This is a genomic window from Labilibaculum sp. (genome assembly GCF_041595635.1).
Taxonomy (GTDB): domain Bacteria; phylum Bacteroidota; class Bacteroidia; order Bacteroidales; family Marinifilaceae; genus Labilibaculum.
Genome location: NZ_JBFHJW010000008.1, coordinates 71,300 through 92,895, shown reverse-complemented (window position 1 = coordinate 92,895; position 21,596 = coordinate 71,300). Strand labels below are relative to the sequence as shown.

Below are 21,596 nucleotides of genomic sequence, written 5' to 3'. Positions count from 1 at the left end.
AGCGACCATAAAATGGACGATGCCGATCCAAAACTGGGGAGTGATACTCAATCAGTTTTTAGCTATATTTGAAGAAAGGGTCAGACTTAACTAAAGTCTAACCCTGGAAATATCACTTACACACTTTGCGGGACAGTGTCATATTATTACAATAATGCTTTGTATTGCTCTGCTGATAATAAAGTATCCAACTGAGAACTATCGCTTACTTTAATTTTTATGATCCAACCTTCTCCGTATGCATCAGAATTGATAAGTTCAGGAGCATCTTCCAATTTTTCATTGAAGGACAGCACTTCACCACCAACTGGCATAAACAAATCAGAAACAGTTTTAACGGCTTCTATGGTTCCGAATATTTCCTCTTTCTCAAGTTCATCACCTTCGGTTTCTACTTCCACAAAAACAATATCTCCTAACTCCGACTGAGCAAAATCAGTTACCCCCACGAAAGCTTCATCGCCTTCCACACGAATCCATTCGTGATCTTTGGTATACTTTAAATTATCAGGTACATTCATGATAGTATGTTGTTTATTTTGAGTATAAAATTACTTCTCAAATTTACATTTTTTTTTTTATTAACAGATATCACATCCAATGCATTTCTATGTTTTATAACGGACTATTACCCATCTGATAAACCAAAAAACAGCCTTTACGGTCGAGGTACTATTAATTCGAAAGAGAAAATTGAATACTTGCTCCAAACTCAGCGGTTATAGTCGGATATGAAAGTGAAACGTAAGGCGTATTTACTGTTCGATCGTAGTACAATCTTAAATTAAAACGATCATTCAGAACATAGTCTGCACTTACTTCTAAGGTAACCACTTTTTGTCCGGAGGTTAACTCATCAACCTCATCCACAATATCGCGAATGATTGTTGTATTTTTTCGTATGGATAAGTCGCCAGAAAGATTCAAACTATTCGTAAATTTTTTCTGTTTAGATCCTGAACCAATGATCATTCCAAAATCATCGAATTTGTAGCCCAAGCCAAAAACAATTTCATTAGAAGCCACTTCGGTTAATTGAGTACTTGATAAGCTTAATATCATGCTTCGGGTTCGATTGATTTCAAAACTTGATGTGAAACTATTATTCATAACCATATCTACACTAATCAAAGGATTCAATTGTTCACTAATGGAAACAGAGTTTGCTTCATATAGAGGTAAATAATTATCCGATAGATCGACAACAGTACTTAAACCATTTTCATCCTCCTCGTAAGATAAATTGGTACTATACGAACCAACATTATAGGTTGAAGAGTAAGAGTGGGTAATATTAATTGATTTGAAATATCTTTTCACTAAAGACAAATTGGTTAACCCATCATAAGTAACCTTCCAATTGGGCTGAATTTGAGAAATACTCGGAAACAAAGTACTGTGAGATTTTCCGCTATTACCATAAGCTTTTAAAAAAGCAGGAATTAAAACTTCTTGTGAAGTAGAGCCATAACCTTCATAGTAACCCGTTAGTTTACCATCATCATCAGTAAGAGCATAAGAACTATAATCCTCGCCGTAACGAATTTGTGCTAAACGTAATGATTCAGTTTTTCGTCTAGAGAGAAAATCATCGAAATAAACAGAAGAATAATCATCGGTATTCCCAATGGTGAAGAAAGCCGATTTTAAACTAAGAAAACTCATGCTAAAACTTCCCGATTTGCTTAAGCTTTCTCCGCTAAAACTATCAGTACTTTGATCATATACATAATATTCACTTCGATTTTGAGAAAAACTACGATTGGCTGATATTGTTATTTGCAAACCATCAATCGGTTCTAAGGTACTCCTAAAGGTAAAATTTTCTGTACTGCTCATTTCGTAAGGATCGTAAAAAGAATCATCGGTGGTAATCCACCCCTTATCGGCCGATTTTTGTCCATAATCCTTATCTTGATTTCCTATTAGAAAGCTAAATCCTGGTGCTTTTGTTCCATTATAAGTTTCCCCTCCAAAATAATTTGTTTCAGGCAAATAGCCAGGCATAGAGGATGAATTAATTTCGGAATAGCTAATGGAAACACTACGAACACTCATTAAGGTTCTCAAAAAGTTTTCTCCAATTACTGTAAAAACACTCTCACTCTCCGAAACATTTCCATTGACTCTAACCCTAACATTTTTCACATTCTTATTAGCAGTAATCTTTGCTCGATTGGCCGTTACAGATTTCACTTGCACTTTCACTTCTTTTCCTTGAGTATCGTAAGCTTTAACAGAAATATTCTGGGTTCCCAGCTTGTGATAAATAGAGGTAGGAATTCCAGCTTTTAGCTCATCAACAGTCCCTTCATATTTAACCTTTTTATAATTTTCTTTTTTCTGTTTGTATTTTCGGTTCGAACTGTATTTTCTATTTATCTTTTTCAAAATCCCCACCTTGTTGTATAAATTAACAAAGTTAAATTGTCCATTCATTTGGATCGTATTTGAATTTTGAATGGTATTTCCCAATTCAATAGAATCACTAGTAACTGAACCAGCGTCCCAATCGTAAGAACCCGAATAACTACTTGTAAGAGAAGTCCAATTAAGTAAAGGTATCTTACTAATTGGCAAGGTATAATTAACAGTAAAATCGTGATGATATTGAATATTTCTACCTCCATCCATTAGGTTATTCCAAATGGAATCTTTCCAAATCTCATAAGCATCCGTATCCCGATCTTTGTCTACAATTCCATCAGGCTCGTCAATACTTGAAGTATTGGTTGCAGAAAAATCAAACTTCAATCCTTTAGTAAGATTGTATGTTAAATCGTAATATCGATACCAGATAAAATCTTTATCGTAAGTAGCTTCAATTAATACATCCGTATCTTCATCAACATCTCTAGTCAGTGTTTCGTTATAATACCTTTGCACATCGGAACGTACTGATATTTGAGAAGGCATGTAGTAAAAATTAAAATCCTTCAATAATCTAAAAGCGGGTTTCTGAAATAGTTTTACCTTTTTAAATGGCTGAACCGATTTAGGCTGACCACTATAATTATAACTTACCAAATAACGATAATCCTGTTCAATTTCATACTCGGTGTCCTCGTCGCGCGAATAGGTTTCATTAAATGAGTAGGTAAGGGATAAATTAGATGCATCCAATATTTTTGACTCTCCATCTTTTTTCTGAATTCCAACATTAGTAAGGTTAAAACTTTTCTTTTTTGTATACTCCTGCGACAAGTTTAAAATAGAATCACGTTCCTCGGTAGTATCGTAGGAATCCAGAACATCATCTAGCAAAAGATCATCATCTAAAGGGTAATATTCAGGCGTTACCGTTTCCTCGGAGATAGCATAATACATTGGAATGCTAATACCAGAATTATTTCCAAATAATTTTCCTAATTCCAAACTGGTTGAAAAATCGTAGGAATAAATATCGTCAGTGTACCTATCGCTAACTCCATCATCTATACTACCAAAACCAGCAGTAATCATACTTGTAGAATAGTTTACAGTTCCCAAATCGGCTAATTTAACTGTAGTAGTAAGATTCGCAGCCCAACCTCCATCTTCATCAAAATCTGTTAAACGAAGTTCATTTACCCAAACCTCAACAGACTTATCTAAGCCATCGTCGGAATCATCATTATCCTGTGAAGGGTTTTTAATTCCAATCATAGCAACATCCAAATCTCCTAAACTAGGATTTCCTTTTATACGAACAATATCATATAAGTGAATGGTTTCCACATCATCAGAAATATCACCTGCATACATTTCATAGGGGGTAGTATAATCCACATTAGAACCAGCAGAATTAAGTTCCGTATTTCGTTCCGTTTTTAGCTCGGTAAAAAGACTTAATTCAAAATTAAACTGATTTTCTTCTGGCCAAACAATCAAACGATCATCATCACTATCATCATCATAATCACCAGCAGGCGTAAGAATCAACGGAATTTCATATTCATAATAATTGTCCTGATAATCAGATCCGAAACGGATAAAAATTCTCAGATCCTCATCATCCAAGTCATAGCCATCAATTTCTTCGGCATGAACATCCATAATCAAAGAACCATACTTTCTAACATCCAATCCTAATGATTTATAGGCTGCCTGACCTTTACCATCCTCAAGGTTGGTAACCTTCAGTATCATGGACTGTTCATTCTCCTCAACAAGAGAAGAGTTACTAGCATCAACAGTTCGATCGATATCTGGAGGCAAGACATAATTTACAGGGTCTTTCTCTGAATTTTCCTCTATATTCACCGATGATATTTCGAAACTACCCTCAGAAACTACCTCGTCATCATCATCTTCATTTACTGCTCCCTCGTAACTTTTCCATTCGTCGCGAACCAAATCAAGAGTTGCAAAACGAAGAATGATATCTTCATCAAAACCCTTCATAAACATTCTCATAAAACGAATAGAAGTAAAATCGCTAATGGTTCCATAAGAATCGTCATATTCGTCGATAGGAATTTTAAACTGATACCAATCTACACTTCCCTCAGAACCATTCTCTAAATCAACAGTACTTGTTATTTTATCCACAATAAAATTCTGTCCAATAACCATTCCATCAGGCTCTAAATGAACTTTATACTGATAGTAAGATTCACTTTCGCTTAGGGTATTGTCTTTATTAATATCCTCACTATTAGGCACAGTTGTAGCTGAAGTTGTATAAGATTCGGATGAAAGATCGGAAGTTGGGGAATTACCATCAGGACCATTGTATTTTTTGTATCTCTCTAAAATACTCACTTCATCAGCATCGTAGTCAGAACCTCTAAAATAATGATAATCATCACTTGATGGATCATCTTCAGCATTGGAATAAGCTTCTGAGTTTGGACCTAAGTTTATCGACGAAGCGATTTCGTTCACATAATCGTCAAAAAAAGTTAGCTCATCAGAATCCGATAATCCATCTAATCCTACATCCTGATACTCTCGGGAACTGGAGCTATTATCGAAAGCATATACTACTGATTGAACATTAGGAACCCGACCCCAAACTGTAGTATCAACCAAAGTAACCTCCTCGGAGGTGGGCAATCCATTCTCAAATGATTTACGTCCATCTTTTAAAACATCTTCAGAAATATTTCCCAAGTTAAAATACAAATCACCTCCTGTATGATCTGTCTCATACACAAAAGGATCCATTACCCAAAATTCAATATAAGAGATGTTGGAAGACTCAAAATTAGTCGTTTCCATTTTCCTCATAATCCCTCCCCATCTTGATTCAGGATCTTTCAGTGTACCATCTTCATTCATTCCCTGCGATACTCCAGCTTCTCCATCAACATCATAGTTATAGGGACCTTTCTCGTCGGGATAAAAAGCTAGGTTAAAAACAGAAACTGTTGTAGATTCACCAGTATAGCTATCCATATTGGGCCAAATTTCTTCTTCGTAAACTTCACGAACAAAATAATTTGATTGCTGATCATCGTCAGATTTAATATGAGAAGGAGTTGTTGAGTAATCCCTCAAAAATAATGGATCGATATAGTACCAAGCCAATTTAGCACGATTATACCCATAAGCTAAATCCCCAGTTAGGTCACCTTCGGGAAATAAAGTTTCGTTTGATTGTGGCGTACTAGCTAAACTCCAAGAAGTAACACTCTTCAGATCTATGGATGTTTCCGATCCTTCAAAATCATCGATATAGGATGTTCCGGTATTAGACCCTGGAATTAAATTCGCAAACTCTCCCTCAATAGAAATAGAAGAAGCTTCTTTGGTCTCGTAAAAAGGTAGCTTATCAAGCATCCTTGTTATAAACATAGATTCCGTGGTGTAGCTACCGTTCAATCCCCACATGGTGTTGGCCATGGCTTCATCGCCCACATTTACTTTATCAGTCTGCGACTGCTCTGATAGGTACATCAGAGTAGCACCCAGATTAAAATTATCGTTCACTGCGTAATCCATTTGCATTCCCAACAAAGTTGTAGTTTCAGTTTCGAATGATGAACTACTGGAACTTTCAATGGTTATGGAGGTGTTTGATTCCAACAAACTTTGATTAATAATTGTTACTCGTCCTAAAGTATAATCCACCGTATAATCGACATTTTCTTCCAATTCGACACCCCCGGCTTTTACAGTAACCGAACCTTGTTCAATATTAGTTCCATCTAAAGATATTGAAGAGGTTGTTGAGGATGAGTAGCTCCCTGACAATGAGAATTTGTTTTGTTCTGCCACTTCTTGGGCATCACTTTGCGATAATTCGTATAATTCTTCAAAAACGTAGTCGTCAGCAATGGTATTGCTCCCTATCTTCTCCCGTAAGTAAGACCCAAAAGGTTCAACTACAGGAAAAATAATCCGACCTGTTGTACTCAGAATTGTGGTTCCTTCAATAAAATCAAAAACCCCATCCGAACCTTCATCAAGATTGGAATCAACATTATCAAGATTAAAAACTTTCAGTAGAATTTCGCCTTTAATATCGCCTTCACTAATATAATTAACACTTGTTCCTGCTTCATCATTGTCATACAATACGTTTAAAACAAAATCATCCTCCTCTACTTGATAAGCGCCAATGTTATAAATATTTTTCATCATTAAAGTCCAAGTAGGCATTTTGGGACTTAAAGTAGTTCCTTTCAACAGCTTTGTAATCAGAACATTTGGAGAACTCACCCCATCGGAAGTAAATTCACCCACCTGATACACCTTTCCCTTAGTAGTATACTGATAAGCTACTGACAAAACCTCGTCAGAATTTAAGGCTGACGTAAGAGTGATATAACCCAATTCTTCATTTAATGTGTATTCCGAGGAAGAAAGTTTTCGTGCATTCTCAACTTTTTCGTAATCGTAACCACTTGCAAAACCAGAACCTACACCTGCAAGAGTCGTTGTTACCGAGCTAATCGTACGAATACCAGAATAAGTAGTAGTCATTTGATCGTACAAATTATTCAAATCGTTGTCTGGATAATCTCCTGTCCCCGTTTGAGAAAAGAGTGTGCTATTGTAAATGTTATCCTCATTTTCTCCCAAATCAACGAATCCCACAATATTTCTTGCATCATCATAGTCAGATGTTTTATTGGTAACCCATACCTCCACTTTATTAATGGCAATAGAAGAATTTATAGTGGGAAGATTCTCCAGAGCCTCATCGTAATTATCGTAAAAATATTTCGATAAGAAAAAGTTTCTGTTGGCTTCATACTCATCGGCCGAAATATCAAACTCATTACTTTCAGCACCATTTTCTAGTTCAATAACACTTGTTTCTCCTTCTTGTTGAGAAAGAACTGTTGTTAACGATAATTTTCCAAATTGCATTTGAGCTTTCACACCAAATAAATCTTGGCCACCTGTAATCAATGAATTCGAAATAGGCATGGACACATTACCCGCTTCAATTTTATCGATAATTTCATCTTCATCTCCAGTGTACTCCAATTTTATTTCATTTTCAAAATCGAAGGTTGCTTCGGTATCGTAATTTACATCCATTTGTAATTTTTCACCCACCGTACCACTTACGTTCATTTGAATTTTTTCATCAAAATCGAAGCTGGTTGTCTTCCTTAGGTTTTCAGAAATAGTAGGATTATCAATGGTAGTAGTACTAATTCCAAAAGTTAATTCGGCAGACCCCTGAGGCTTAATAGAGATGGTATTACTCCCAAAAATTTTGTCAACAAATTGTCCTCCCAACTCTAAATCTGGCACTAGTTCATCACTACCGACTCCATCATTCCGGCTTCGTTCCATCCAGTAATCACGAAGAGATTTTTCAGCTTCATACTGTTCATACTCTTCTGCTGTCATGCTGGTAGGTCTGCGGTATTCTAAATCTCCAATTCGTGTTACCAATATGTAATTGCCGGTAAGTGGATCATATTGAATTGTGGTGACAATATTCTTAGGATTCTTAAGGTACAAAGGGGATTCATTTTGAGAGCCCAATTCCTGATTATCACTCACATCATCAAAAGAATAAGGGAGAGAGTTGTCCTTTGCATCAGGATTGTCAATGTAAAAAGGTGATTTTTTATTCGTTACCCGATCAGATACACCTGAGGCCTCAGAAATAGTATCTCGAGCATGGGTTATGGTATCCTGCTGCTGAGTAACTTGAAATTCTAAATTGGAAATTGAATTACGGGCAACAAGACGATAATTACTCCCAATAGCACTGCAAAGCAATACTACAAGTAAAGTGAGGGGATATTTAAAAAGTTTCTTCAAGTTATGATTACCTTAGGTTAGTAAAGCAATTACGATCTTTGCTTACAATTGTTTTAAGGCTAATTTTATTAAATCCTCAACGCTTGCATTAAGATTCGCGGTATATATTTTATTGATAATTTTCAAAACTGAATTCTTGGAAAAACCAAGCATCACTAATGCAGATAACGCTTCTTCTTTTGTAGTATTGTTCTCCTCCAAAGAAAATTCAGAGATATCCGTCTCTTTTCCCAATTTATCTTTCAGTTCAATAATAATTCTCTGCGCCGTTTTCGCACCAATTCCCTTAATGCTTTGCAATACTTTCACATTACTTGAAACAATTGCTGATTGTATTTCGCTAGTGGTTAAAGATGATAGCATCATTCGTGCAGTATTAGCACCAACTCCTGAAACCGATATTAAATGACGAAAAAGTCCTCGCTCGTTAGCATTAATAAAGCCAAATAACAAGTGTGCATCTTCCCGAACCACCTGATGCAAATATAATTGAGCCTCATTGTGACCCGATAATTGGGAATAAGTATTTAATGAGATATTTAAAAAATAACCCATTCCACTAGTTTCTACAACTACCGAAGTTGGAGTTAAATCAACTACTATTCCTTTGATGTACTCAAACATAAAATTATGAATTCAATTTAGCTAAAACCCTTAAAATATGTAAAAATAGCTAATTTCACAATCAAGGCATTGCTTTTAACAAAAAAGAGCGATATATAATTAACCGCTCTTTTTATTATTCTTACTTTATTAAGTTATGAGTTTTTCGACATTTCGGATGATTTAAGTGGATTCTTGGTAATCTCCTCAAAATTTTGCCGATTTCTAAATACATCAATTGCCATATACAAGGCTTGCTGAAATGATTTTTCGGATGCTACATTTGTTCCTGCAATTGAATAAGCAGTCCCATGGGCTGGTGAAGTTCTAATTTTAGATAGTCCAGCTGTAAAATTCACTCCAGAATCAAAAGCCAGAGCTTTAAATGGAGCTAATCCCTGGTCGTGATACATGGCCAAAATAGCATCGAATTTTAAGTAATCCGAAGAACCAAAAAATCCATCTGCTGGATAGGGACCTAAGGCCATAATTCCATTCTCTCGAACTTCTTCTAATGCTGGAATAATTACATCAATCTCCTCATTTCCTATTAATCCTTGATCTCCAGCATGCGGATTCAAACTTAACACAGCAATCCTTGGTTTTCTAATTCCAAAATCTTTCTGCAAAGAAGTATTTAAAATATTTAGTTTACTAATAATATTCTCTTTGGAAACAAATTCGGGCACTTTGCTTATGGGTACATGTCCAGCCACAACGCCAACTCGTAATTTATCACTAATCAATAACATTAGCGACTTTCCAGAGTTCAGTTTACTTTCCAAATATTCAGTATGTCCTGGAAATTTAAAATCCTTAGATTGAATGTTCTTTTTATTAATTGGTGCAGTAACTAAAACATCAATAAAACCCTTTTCCAGATCGGCAACAGCCGCTTCCAAAGATTTAAAAGCAGATTCTCCAGCGCTTCGAGTTGATTTACCCAATTCTACTTTTACATTTTCATCTACACAGTTAATAATATTGGTTCGATTAGGATGAGCTTCCTGAGCCTCTTTAATATTATTTAAGCTAAAAGAGTCGATATTTAATGCTTTTCGATGGTAAGCTGCCACTTTAGGAGAACCATAAATGATAGGAGTACAAAGCTCAAACATCCGATCGTCCATTAAGGTTTTAATAATAACCTCGTAACCAATTCCATTAATATCGCCATGAGTGATTCCAACTCTTATTTTAGTGTTTTTCATCTGTTATTTAATTATATCAGTGAACTGATTTCGTTTCCCTATGCAATTCATTAAGGAAACGAAAATAAGCAGTTATCAATTTACTTTTTATCTTCTGTTCCGAAAAAATCAGAAACTAAACGATGAAGATATACAATTATAAGATATTGTTTCTCAATTCGAATAATTCAATGCAAAAATAGAAAGATTCGTTAAAAGAATTATATCTTTTTTCGAATTACTCAGTTTGATATTGTTTACTAAATTCAAAAAGCAAACGAACACCAACTCCGCTTCCTCCTTTTCCTCGGTAACTATCCATTGAACCTAGGAATGCAGGGCCAGCAATATCAAGATGAACCCATGGATAATTGGTGAAATGTTCCAAAAATTTACCTGCAGTAATCGCACCAGCATCTCTACCTCCCAGATTTTTTAAATCAGCAATATCCGATTCTATTAATTCACCAAAATCATCCCAAAAAGGGAATTCAACAAGTCTTTCATGCACTCTATCGCCGGCTTTTTTCAAACTAGGCATATTCTCCTGACTTGCCTGATTCCCCATGGCTACTATACCATACTTACCTATGGCAACAGCTGCTGCCCCAGTTAAAGTAGCTAAATCGATCACAAATTCGGGATTATAACGATCGGCATAACTAAGTGCATCGGCGAGTAACATTCTTCCTTCAGCATCAGTATTTAATACCTCAACAGTTTTTCCATTGTGCATGGTAACTACATCACCTGGAACATAAGCATTGCCTCCTGGTCGATTATCGGTAGCCGGAATTAAACCTACAACATGAATGGGTAGGTTTGCTTTAGCAATGGCATAAATAGCTCCAGCAACTGAAGCTGCTCCACCCATGTCCGACTTCATTAAATCCATACTATCCTTAGTTGGCTTAAGACTCACTCCTCCAGTATCATAAACCACACCTTTCCCAACAAAAACAATAGGTTTTGAATTACGAGCTCCTTTGGGATTCCATTCCAACACCGAAAAAGTAGGATCGTCAACACTGCCTTTATTCACAGCAAGTAGTCCGCCCATTTTTAGACTTTCAATTTTCTTTTTTCCAAATACTTCCAATGTAAAACCAGCATCATCGGCCATTTTCTGAATTTCTTCACTCAGTTTTTGGGCGGTAAGATAGCTTAAAGGTTCGTTTACTAATTCCCGAGCCAACTTTACACCTTCAACTATAGCCGACAACTCATCTATGGCTTCTTTGGCAAGTACATTAGTTTGAATGCTTACCTGTTTGAGTGTATATTTTTTCTTTTTTGTATCGGTAAAGTATTTTAAAAACTGATAATTCGTCAAAGAAAGACCTTCAACAAATGCGAGTAGTGCATCAGAATTGTTTAATTGATCTTGTATAACAAGGCTTGAAATTTTACTTTCTTGTATTTTTGTGTGTACAGAAAAAGCTAATTTTCTCATTTTTTCGAGCTCGGAATTTCCATAAGTTTTTTCGGCAGAAACATGCAAGTACACTTTATGTGTATAGCGATTGAACTCTACTAATGGTACTTCGGCAGCAATTTGTTCCTCGGCAAACTTTATTTCCTGTTCGGAAAAAGGAAGTTTCTTATAATTTTCGCTAGTCGCTAAATAAAAAATATTTTCGTTTTCATTTGACGATTGAAGGCTTTTCACTTCTAATTTCATCTCACTTCGTTTTAGTTAAAAAAACAATAACTATTAACATCTATCCACTGTAAAATCCACAAAATTGCGTGAAATCATGAACAGGTATTTTCTGTAAATTTATATCGTGAAGTAAAAATAGTAAAAAACTAAGCGGAAAGCATTACTCTAATTAGGAAAAAGAAAACCGCAGCTAAGTGCTGCGGTTCAATTATATTTTACCTGGATTTTCCTTATAATAGTTCCTGATTATTACTTTTTTAAGTTCCCGCAAAATAATCAATTCGGTTAGCACCTCTGATTTAGGAACATCAGGAAAACTCAATTCTGTTTTAACAATCTGTTTCTCGCTTACATCAATCTGATACAAAAGAAGAATCAAACGATGATAGTCCCGATCGAGTAAATAAGAAATATGATTATTAAGCTTGGAAAAAAGTTCCTCGTAGGCTGAATGAATATCACCAGAGAATTTCACCTCCAGTCCAAACTGAACAAAATCTTTCTCTATCTGAGATGCAACCTGTTTAATTACTTCCTCGCGATTACGATACGACTCGATACTTACATTTTTCAAATCGGGTACACTCACATTGGTTTATTTAGTTAGTTCTGTGTAGGAATACATAATAGCTTCTAATTCACGCAGCAATTCACGCTTATCGTGATTTGGATAGTAAACGTAGGCGTCCATGCAAATTACTCTATTGTTCTTTTGATCAAGAAAAGTGATATTCAAAAAAGGTCCTCCCATAAAATCGTTTTCTACTTTCCACAATCCTCGAGTTTCCACAGCATAATTTCCATGGAACTCAAATTGACGATTCGAAATTGGAAAATTTTCCTCTGTAGTCATAAAGCTTCCCTCCTTAGGACCAGGAACATATTTTCTCGAGAAAGAATTTCTTTTCCGTAATATCTCTTCCTTTGTAAAGGAATCTTCCGAAATATAATCGAAACTATAAATAAACATTCCCTGACTTGTAGATGGTGTTTCTTTGCTGATCCACAAAAAATCATCAACCTGCTTATTTATTGTGTAACCAGAAGGAAAAGACAAAACAAATTCTTCTCTTTTCTTCAAGTTTTCATAAATCTCCTGAACCACATTCTTTTTAAAAACCTTTATTTTACGCTCTCGTTCTCCAACATGAAAATAGGCAATAATCTTATTCCTATTGTCGGTTAAGAGTTGGATCATCTCCTTTTTGCTTTTCGCCTCAATCTTCATAAAAGACTGAGTTTTGGCATAAAATGCATCTTTTACAGCAATCTTATTTTCTTTTACTTTAGAAGATACTCGTAGATCTAAAATACTCCGATGAGTTTTAAACATACTAGAGAATTCATTGTGAGATAATTGTAAAATATCAAACAATGGCTCATCTTGGGGCAACCCTATTTGAGTGTCGTTCAAAATCGATTTTAATGTATCTCCAATACTTCCCTCGTACAATGCATCATTAACGATTACAACGATCTCTCCTGCCGTACCAGTTACTACTGGTCGTAATCCTTGTGTTGATTTTTTGCAGGATGAATTACCTATCACAACAAATAAACAAAGCACAGCTACTTGAATTATTCTCTTCATAATTTTGAAATTTAGAGACAAATGTTTCTATTCGTAACAAATTATTTTTAAAACCATTCCTGGTTCAATAGCTTTCGAAGGTATCCTATTTAATTCCAACAAATCCGATGTTGATTTAAGATCAAAACGATCGGCAATGGAACGTAAACTATCTCCTGCCTGAACTTGGTAAAGTAAGAATTTACTTTTCTTCAACAAAGGATCTCTTTGAGGTTTTTGCGCCAATGTATCGGAAGGGTAAACCCATATTTTTAGATGTTGGCCGGCATAAATCTCCGGACTATCCATTCCATTCCACTCTTTTATATTATTGATAGTACAACCGTAATTCATGGCAATTTTATGAAAATACTCACCAGGCTTTACCGTATGAATAATGCAATATTTTCCTTTCTTGGTAGAAAGTTCTTTTTGCAATTCAAGATATTTCTTAGGTTCACTAGTCATTCCATAAATAATATCTTCCAAGTCGATAAACGCACCTACTTTTTCAATCGGCAACACCAATTTAGCAGGAATTTCGCACAAAGGAATCAAATCATGTTTGTAAATGGGATTTAAATCGCGAACCACATCAATAGACAATTCTAAAGCTTCGGCAACATGTTGAAAAGAAATGGGTTTACTTACCGTAACAGGTGAGATTCGAAAGTAGGGATAAACATTTTTCGAAGGAACAATATTGTGTTCGGAACTGTAATTCATCACATAATTTACAGCAATAAATGCAGGCACATAGTTTCGTGTTTGTTCTGGCAAATAAGACGATATTTCCCAAAAATCCGTTTTCCCTCCCGACCTCTGAATGGCTTCTCTCACCACTCCTGGGCCTCCATTATAAGCTGCTAATGCAAGCTGCCAATCGCCAAAAATCCTATGCAAATACTGCAAATATTTACAGGCTGCTTCGGTCGACTTTTCAGGATCCAATCGTTCATCCACATAGGAGGTAACTCGTAAATCGAACATTTTACTGGCATTGAACATGAATTGCCATAAGCCCATGGCTCCAGACCGAGATTTGGCCTTAGGATCCAAGGCCGATTCAATAACCGATAAATATTTTAATTCAAGAGGAAGCTGATACTTATCCAAATACTCTTCGAACAAAGGAAAATACAATTCCGACCGTTCAATAATTTTAGCCGTTTTTTCACGATGTCGCACTGCGTAAGCCTCGATGTATCGTCGTACAATAGGCTTAAAATCCAATCGTATTGGGCTTTGAATATCGATCTTCTCCATTCTTTTCTGATAGACATCATCAGAAAAAACAGGAATATAATTCGCATCTAAAACTACATTCTGTGGCTGATCTTCTTTTAATATGTCGGAAGTAAAATCAATCAAACGCTGATTAATTTCATTTAAGCTCCCTGGCTTTTCTTTGTGAAAAATACCGAAACGTGACTGAGCATCAGCCTCAGCTAAAAAAGCCAAATAAGGAATAAAAAGAAGTAAATATCTCCACATAAATGTTCGCATTTAAATGCCCATAGTTTTCGTAAAAAATTACGTCTCAATTACAATACTGCACCAAAATAATATAAAAAAAACATTTATTTCTAAATGTTTTGATCAAAATGAGCAGAAGCAACTATGATATTAGTTTTGTACTCATTATTTGGTAGTCTTCAAATAGAAAACCATAAAAAGGCAGAAGTAAATTCTGCCTTTTCCACTTACTTATCTTTCGAGTGCTTCTCAGTATTATCTTTATCATCATCCTGATCAGTAGCCTTCTTGAACTCCTTCATTCCTTGGCCCAATCCTTTCATCAGTTCAGGAATTTTTTTCCCTCCAAAAAGAAGTACAATCACAAATACTATAATAATGATTTGCCAAGGGCCAATCATTCCGGCTAAAACTAAAAGATTCATTTCTATTAATTTATTGATTCAACGTCTAAGTTACTAAATTAAATACATTTCACTACTTCAAGCTGGAGATCCATTTTACAACATCATTTCCATTAGCAAAAATAAGCAATCCAAACAAGAGTACCATTCCCGTAATCTGTGCATACTCCATAAATTTATCTCCAGGTTTTCTTCCTGTAATGATTTCATACATCAGAAACATTACATGTCCACCATCTAAAGCTGGAATAGGAAGAATATTCATAATAGCCAGAATTATAGATAAAAATGCGGTAAGATTCCAAAAGGCTTCCCAATTCCAAACACTTGGAAAAATACTTCCAATAGTAATGAAACCACCAAGGGATTTATAAGCTTTCGTTTCCGAAGAGAAAATGAGTTTAAACTGCTTAAGGTAGGACGATAGTTTATCGATTCCTTTGTTAACACCCGCAGGAATAGCTTCCACAAAATTATATTTCAAAGTAGAATATTCAAACATACCCGCTTCCATTTGCGGATAAAATCCGATTTTTCCATCTTCGCCAACGGCAAGCTGAACTGCTACTGATTTTCCTTCTCGATTTAAAAGAACCTGCACATTCTCACTTTTCTTAGATTGCATAAACTCCTGAAACTGATCGTAGTATTCAAAAGATACCGAGTCGACAGAAACAATTCGATCTCCTTTCACAATTCCTGCATCAGCAGCAGGTGATTTTGCGATTACTTTTCCAATGGAAATAGCGCTATATGGATAGCGAACATCAAATACCGGACTTGCAGAAAAACCCTTACTACTATGGGCCAATAATCCTGGCACAAAAGAAGATGGTATATTGACACTTACTTGTTCCTTATTTCGGATGACCTGAATCGACTTGGGACTGTTCAGTAAAATATCTGGGATTATGTCGTAAAATCGTTCTACTTTCTGGTTGTCAAGCGATACAATTTTATCTCCATCCTGTAGACCAATGCTTTCAGCTAATGAGTCGCAAACCACACCATATTTTACATTTTCAGCAGGCAGATATTGCTCTCCCCAAGTGAAAAGTACGGCGATATAAATTACAAAGGCCAAAATAAAATTCACCAAAACACCACCCACCATAATCAGCAATCGTTGCCAAGCTGGTTTCGATCTGAATTCGTAAGGCTCTGGAGGCAATTTCATTTGCTCCTTATCCATCGATTCATCAATCATTCCTGATATTTTCACATAGCCACCCAATGGCAACCATCCAATACCATATTCTGTTTCGCCTTTTTTAAATTTAAAAAGGGAAAATCCGGGATTAAAGAACATGTAAAATTTCTCCACTCGGGTTTTAAACAATTTTGCAAAGGTAAAATGCCCTAACTCATGCAGTACAACTAAGATGGACAAACTCAACAAAAACTGTCCTATTTTAACAATTACTTCCATTCAATATTCTATTAATAATTTAAAATGCTTGCTAAATCAATAAACTCAGCAAAATTTAGAAAGGCCAAGATAGGTATTTTTTACAACATAGATAGAGCCACTTTTCGGGCTTCCTGATCGGTAACTACATAATCCTCGTAGCTTGGGTTCTTTATAAATCCGGTTCTATCCATGCAGCTTTCAATAATGTCGCTCATACGTAAAAATCCAAGCTCATCTTTCAAAAAAGCTTCCACTACAATTTCGTTAGCCGCATTCACAATGCATGGTAAATTTCCACCTTTAGCCATTGCTTGATAGGCCAAATCAAGATTTTTAAAATTCTGTGAATCTGCCGACTCGAAACTTAAATTCGGATAATCGAGAAAATTAAAACGGGGAAAATTTGATTTTATTCTTTTAGGGTAAGTAAGAGCAAACTGAATAGGCAATTTCATATCCGGCAATCCCATTTGTGCCTTCATCGACCCATCTTCGAATTGTACAATGGAATGAACAATGGATTCCGGGTGCACGATTACATCAATTTGCGATGCTTTTAAATCGAATAACCATTTGGCTTCAATCACCTCAAATCCTTTATTCATCATGCTCGCCGAATCGATAGTAATTTTTGCGCCCATGTCCCAATTCGGATGCTTCAAAGCTTGTTTAGCAGTTACATTTTCCAAAAATTTCTTATTCTTTCCTCGAAAAGGACCACCCGAAGCGGTTAAATAAATTTTTTCAATCGAGTTATCGAACTCTCCCGACAGACATTGAAAAATTGCCGAGTGCTCAGAATCAACAGGATAAATATTCACACCATTTTCCAAAGCTAATTTCTGAATAATTTCGCCAGCAACAACCAAAGTTTCCTTATTCGCCAATGCGATGTTCTTTTTCGCCTCTATAGCTTTTATGGTAGGCAGAAGTCCTGAATATCCAACCATAGCTGTTACCACCACATCGATGGATTCCATTTGCACAACCTGCGCAATCGCATCTGCTCCTGCATATACTTTTATGGGTTCATTTTTAAGAGCCTCAGAAAGCTCCCCGTATTTCTCTTCACAAGCAATAACAACAACATCAGGATGAAATTTTTTAGCTTGCTGAATTAATAAATCAATATTATTATTAGCGGTTAGCACATCCACAATAAATTCATCAGGATTTGCTTCCACCACTTCTAGTGTTTGAGTTCCAATGGAACCCGTAGATCCCAAAATGGCAATATGTTTACTCATCAATAAATAGAGTTTTATTTGTTTTAGAATTTAATATAATCCTCTGGATTTAAAGCCTTCCCATTGTACCACAATTCAAAATGAAGATGCGGGCCAGATGTTAATTCGCCAGAGTTGCCCAGCAAAGCAATTACTTCGCCTGCTTTTACATGTTCTCCCGTTTTCTTTAATAGTTCAGAATTGTGTTTGTAAATAGAAATTAAATTATTTGAATGCTGAATTTGAATTACATAACCTGTGTTCAACGTCCATTCCGAAAACACAACTGTACCATCTGATATGGATGAAATTCGTTCATTTAAACCACCAACCACATCAATTCCATAATGTTCAATTTTTCCATTATAATGATTTGATATCATTCCATTTATAGGTGGAAAAAAATGCATATTAGCTAAACCTGCGGCTTTCGATACACCACCAAAAGATAAATTGTATTTTTCATCCTCCTCATGCTCTTTTCGAAAAATGGAATCCTCTGCGGAAATAGTAAAATCCAAATCCTTATATCTAGGATCAACGATAGAATCCGATTCATTAACCATCACATTCTCAAAGTCGTTTCCGGCCACCACATTACGAATTCCTTGAAAAAAACGATCTCTTTTATCCAATTCAACGATCAGCGAATCGACTAAAATTGCATTTTCTTCAATATTCTTTCTCATTTCTCCATCGGGATAACCAGGAATATATTCACGCAAAGGTGTAAATGCAATCAATAGAGTAACAAAAGCAATTAGGACAATGGAAAATAGTCCAGTTACAGTAAATACATTTAAACGTGATAATCGAATCGACAATACTTCATCAAAAGTACCTTCATTGGAAATAGTTAACCTGTATTTGTTTTTTAATTTCTCAAGTAAAGGTTTTTTCTCTTTTAAACGACTCATAATGAAAGGATCTAAAATATTTACGCAAAGGTAAAAGAATTAGCGTAAAATGTTTGCTTCTCGGAAGCTAAAAATAGGGCATAAAAAAAGGGCTTTGGATTTCTCCAAAGCCCTTTTACTAGTAGCGGGAGCCAGACTCGAACTGACGACCTTTGGGTTATGAGCCCAACGAGCTACCACTGCTCCATCCCGCAATATATTTTCCGATAGACACCGTCTTTCTATGTCTTTTTAGGCCTAAACCTAATTCTTAGTAGCGGGGGCCAGACTCGAACTGACGACCTTTGGGTTATGAGCCCAACGAGCTACCACTGCTCCACCCCGCAATATATCTTAAGACAAATATCTTTCGTTTTGCGGTTGCAAAGATAGGAGGCTTTTGTTCGAAAACAAAATTATTGCAATAAAAATTAAAGAAACCCTTGCCGTTACTGAATTAAAGACGAATGTAAACTCTGTTTATCACATAGATACAGGATTGAAAAAAAGTAATATAAAAACTTAAGACACCACATCCTTTACTTCAAGAAACGCTTCTTCTAAGATTGACATCTTAGAAAATAAAAATTCATAGTAATCATTCCATTCCTCTTTATTGTAAATCGAAGCTCCTGCCAAATGAAAGTAAATCATTCCTACCTCTTTAAATCCTTTGATAAAGTAATCTTTCTCCCACTTTAAATCGCTTCCACAGCTATCTTGAATCACTGGTTTGTACTTCTCAAATCGTTCAAAAACAGAATGCCTTTTAGAATCTAACTTACTGTCAATCTGAAGAATTACAAAAGCTCCCCTCTCATTCAAGTCAAATTTTAGTTGAACTTCCTTAATTTGGGTTCCTCGCAAAACCCAAGAAGTCATTTTTCTTCCTTTCCCTTTTGAGTATCTTTTAAAACCATCCCAGAATTGGACTTTTGTTGCTTTCGATTCTTCTTTCGTATACATTTGTCTCTTCTTTTTTTACAAAAATACGGAATCTTAGCCTAGATATTGAACTTGCTTAATGTGAATTTGAATTTAATTAAGAAGAAAATTAACCTTATCTTTAAACACTCTAAATAACAAGAAGGAAATTCATGCAAATAAAAAAATTCTACATCCATACAATCCTCCTGATATTGCTCGCCTGCACCGAGTCGCAAGCAGCTTTCAGACAGGACTCTACCCATGTAGATTCCTTACTTGTTTCGAGTTATGTTGAAGGACCGCATCTCAAATATATTTCAGGCTCAAAAGTGGAAGCTTTTTATGTAGTACACGACAGCTCCAAAAACATCACAAAAAAAATAAGTAAAACTTTTCGTTTCAAAAGAGATACTATTAAATTCGTAGGATTTGCTGGGAATGACAGCTTGCAATATGTAATTCCTCACAAAATAAAACCTGAACATGGCGAAAATGTATCTAATGATAAGATAATAATATTAGGAGACATCCATGGAGAATATGAAGCCTTACTTTCTATCCTACGATTCAATAAAGTAATTGATGAAAACAACCAATGGATTTATGGCAATGGGCAACTTGTATTTACAGGAGATGTATTCGATAGAGGCAATCAGGTAACCGAGTGTCTTTGGTTTATTTTTAGATTGGAGATTCAGGCCAAAAAGCAAGGAGGCAAAGTTCATTACCTTTTGGGAAACCACGAAATGATGGCCTTGCTATTCGACGATAGGTATGTAACGGATAAATACCAACATGCAGCTCATCACGTTCAGTACCATTATTCCCATTTTTTCGATAAAAAATCGGTTTTAGGAAAATGGCTACGATCTAAAAATACATTGGTGCGAATCGGCAGACAATTGTTTGTACATGGAGGCATCTCTCCTGAATTTTTGGAACAGAAATTAAAAATCGATAAAGTGAACTCAGAAATGCGTTACTATATAGATAATTATACAGAACTAAAAGACACAACAATGGTTGATTTGTTTCTGTATTCCTACAGTCCTTTATGGTATCGTGGCTATTTATCCCGCACGCTCAAATACGATCGAATCTCACTACAGGATGTACTTAAAACGCTCGAGTTTTATCAATCGGATGTGATAATTTTTGGTCACACTCCTGTCCCTCGTGTTTATCCTTTTTATTCCTTCAAATTAATTGGAATGGATGTTCCTATTGGTGATCCACACTTTATCGATCAGGGCTTACTCATCGAAAATCAGAAATATTATCGGATATTTGCACACAAAGAGAAAGTTCGATTACAATAAAACTAGACACCATGGAATTTTTTACTAACATGCTAGCAAATCCTGATATCTCCACATCGTTTAATTCCTCGAATAATATTGTTGAGTTAATGATTCGTTTCGCGATTAATATGCTAGTCACCATATTTGTCATTAATTACGTCTATTTTAAAGCGACGGGAAAACGATCCTATGTATTTACGTACATCATGATTAGTACCACCGTGTTTTTTCTATGTTTTTTGCTTGGAAGTATCGAGTTACAATTGGGCTTTGCCCTTGGATTGTTTGCCATTTTTGGCATCATCAGATACAGAACCGACACTATTCCTATTCGGGAAATGACCTATTTATTTCTTGTTATAACCATATCAGTAATGAATGCATTAACCCGAGGAGAGGTTAGTATAAGTGAAATTGCATTTACCAATATTGCCCTGATGTCTACCACCTGGATAATGGAACGAGTTTGGATGAAACGCCACATGGCAAGAAGAACCATTGTTTTTGACCGCCTCGACTTAATTCATCCAAACAAGCACAAAGAGTTAGTTGAAAATGTTCAAAGAAGAATCGGAATGGAAGTCATAAAATTTAACATTGGACAAATTGACTTAGCAAAAGGGACTGTGAAACTGATTATTTTCTATAAGGAAGGAGCAACATCAAATATATTAACCGATGCTGAATTGACTGAAAGAAGCTCCTAACTCATTAATTA

Annotated in this window: 15 protein-coding genes and 2 tRNA genes; 2 read left to right on the top strand and 15 right to left on the bottom strand. The window is 35.6% G+C overall.

Annotated features, from left to right (window positions below; all coding sequences use genetic code 11):
- Positions 1–146: 146 nt before the first annotated feature.
- From gcvH to ABYT26_RS04190, 15 genes are all read right to left on the bottom strand, one after another.
- Positions 147–521, bottom strand: coding sequence for a glycine cleavage system protein GcvH (gene gcvH / locus ABYT26_RS04260; RefSeq protein WP_372751657.1), 375 nt, complete (start codon positions 519–521; stop codon positions 147–149).
- Between the two features lie 154 nt (positions 522–675).
- A complete protein-coding gene (sprA, locus tag ABYT26_RS04255; RefSeq protein WP_372751656.1) occupies positions 676–8,211 on the bottom strand; it encodes a cell surface protein SprA in 7,536 nt (2,511 codons plus the stop codon).
- A gap of 42 nt (positions 8,212–8,253) precedes the next feature.
- Positions 8,254–8,835 (bottom strand): Holliday junction branch migration protein RuvA, encoded by a 582-nt coding sequence (ruvA, locus tag ABYT26_RS04250; protein WP_372751655.1) that lies wholly within the window; start codon positions 8,833–8,835, stop codon positions 8,254–8,256.
- 134 nt (positions 8,836–8,969) lie between these two features.
- Positions 8,970–10,025, bottom strand: coding sequence for a 4-hydroxythreonine-4-phosphate dehydrogenase PdxA (gene pdxA, locus ABYT26_RS04245; protein ID WP_372751654.1), 1,056 nt, complete (start codon positions 10,023–10,025; stop codon positions 8,970–8,972).
- A gap of 217 nt (positions 10,026–10,242) precedes the next feature.
- Positions 10,243–11,685, bottom strand: coding sequence for a M17 family metallopeptidase (locus ABYT26_RS04240; RefSeq protein ID WP_372751653.1), 1,443 nt, complete (start codon positions 11,683–11,685; stop codon positions 10,243–10,245).
- Between the two features lie 190 nt (positions 11,686–11,875).
- A complete protein-coding gene (locus tag ABYT26_RS04235) occupies positions 11,876–12,256 on the bottom strand; it encodes a hypothetical protein (protein ID WP_372751652.1) in 381 nt (126 codons plus the stop codon).
- Between the two features lie 6 nt (positions 12,257–12,262).
- Positions 12,263–13,258 (bottom strand): DUF4837 family protein, encoded by a 996-nt coding sequence (locus tag ABYT26_RS04230; protein ID WP_372751651.1) that lies wholly within the window; start codon positions 13,256–13,258, stop codon positions 12,263–12,265.
- A gap of 27 nt (positions 13,259–13,285) precedes the next feature.
- A complete protein-coding gene (locus ABYT26_RS04225) occupies positions 13,286–14,731 on the bottom strand; it encodes a transglycosylase SLT domain-containing protein (protein ID WP_372751650.1) in 1,446 nt (481 codons plus the stop codon).
- Positions 14,732–14,940: 209 nt separating this feature from the next.
- The gene (gene tatA / locus ABYT26_RS04220) at positions 14,941–15,138 is read right to left on the bottom strand and encodes a twin-arginine translocase TatA/TatE family subunit (protein ID WP_372751649.1); all 198 of its coding nucleotides are present in this window, start codon (positions 15,136–15,138) and stop codon (positions 14,941–14,943) included.
- A 52-nt stretch (positions 15,139–15,190) separates the two neighbouring features.
- On the bottom strand, positions 15,191–16,546 hold the full coding sequence (gene rseP / locus ABYT26_RS04215; protein WP_372751648.1) for an RIP metalloprotease RseP: 1,356 nt from the start codon (positions 16,544–16,546) through the stop codon (positions 15,191–15,193).
- Positions 16,547–16,626: 80 nt separating this feature from the next.
- Positions 16,627–17,775, bottom strand: a complete 1,149-nt coding sequence (locus ABYT26_RS04210) for a 1-deoxy-D-xylulose-5-phosphate reductoisomerase (RefSeq protein WP_372751647.1) — start codon at positions 17,773–17,775, stop codon at positions 16,627–16,629.
- Between the two features lie 23 nt (positions 17,776–17,798).
- Positions 17,799–18,671: a M23 family metallopeptidase gene (locus ABYT26_RS04205; protein WP_372751646.1), complete on the bottom strand. Its 873-nt coding sequence runs from the start codon at positions 18,669–18,671 to the stop codon at positions 17,799–17,801.
- Positions 18,672–18,793: 122 nt separating this feature from the next.
- A tRNA-Met gene (locus ABYT26_RS04200) sits at positions 18,794–18,865 on the bottom strand.
- 60 nt (positions 18,866–18,925) lie between these two features.
- A tRNA-Met gene (locus ABYT26_RS04195) sits at positions 18,926–18,997 on the bottom strand.
- A gap of 175 nt (positions 18,998–19,172) precedes the next feature.
- Complete coding sequence (locus tag ABYT26_RS04190) at positions 19,173–19,616, bottom strand: DUF4268 domain-containing protein (protein ID WP_372751645.1); 444 nt, start codon at positions 19,614–19,616, stop codon at positions 19,173–19,175.
- A 131-nt stretch (positions 19,617–19,747) separates the two neighbouring features.
- Between ABYT26_RS04190 and ABYT26_RS04185 the strand changes: the two genes are divergently transcribed.
- Positions 19,748–20,896 carry a metallophosphoesterase gene (locus tag ABYT26_RS04185; protein WP_372751644.1) on the top strand — a complete coding sequence of 383 codons (1,149 nt, stop codon included), beginning with the start codon at positions 19,748–19,750 and terminating at the stop codon, positions 20,894–20,896.
- A gap of 11 nt (positions 20,897–20,907) precedes the next feature.
- On the top strand, positions 20,908–21,585 hold the full coding sequence (locus tag ABYT26_RS04180) for a DUF4956 domain-containing protein (protein WP_372751643.1): 678 nt from the start codon (positions 20,908–20,910) through the stop codon (positions 21,583–21,585).
- The last annotated feature ends 11 nt before the right edge of the window (positions 21,586–21,596 follow it).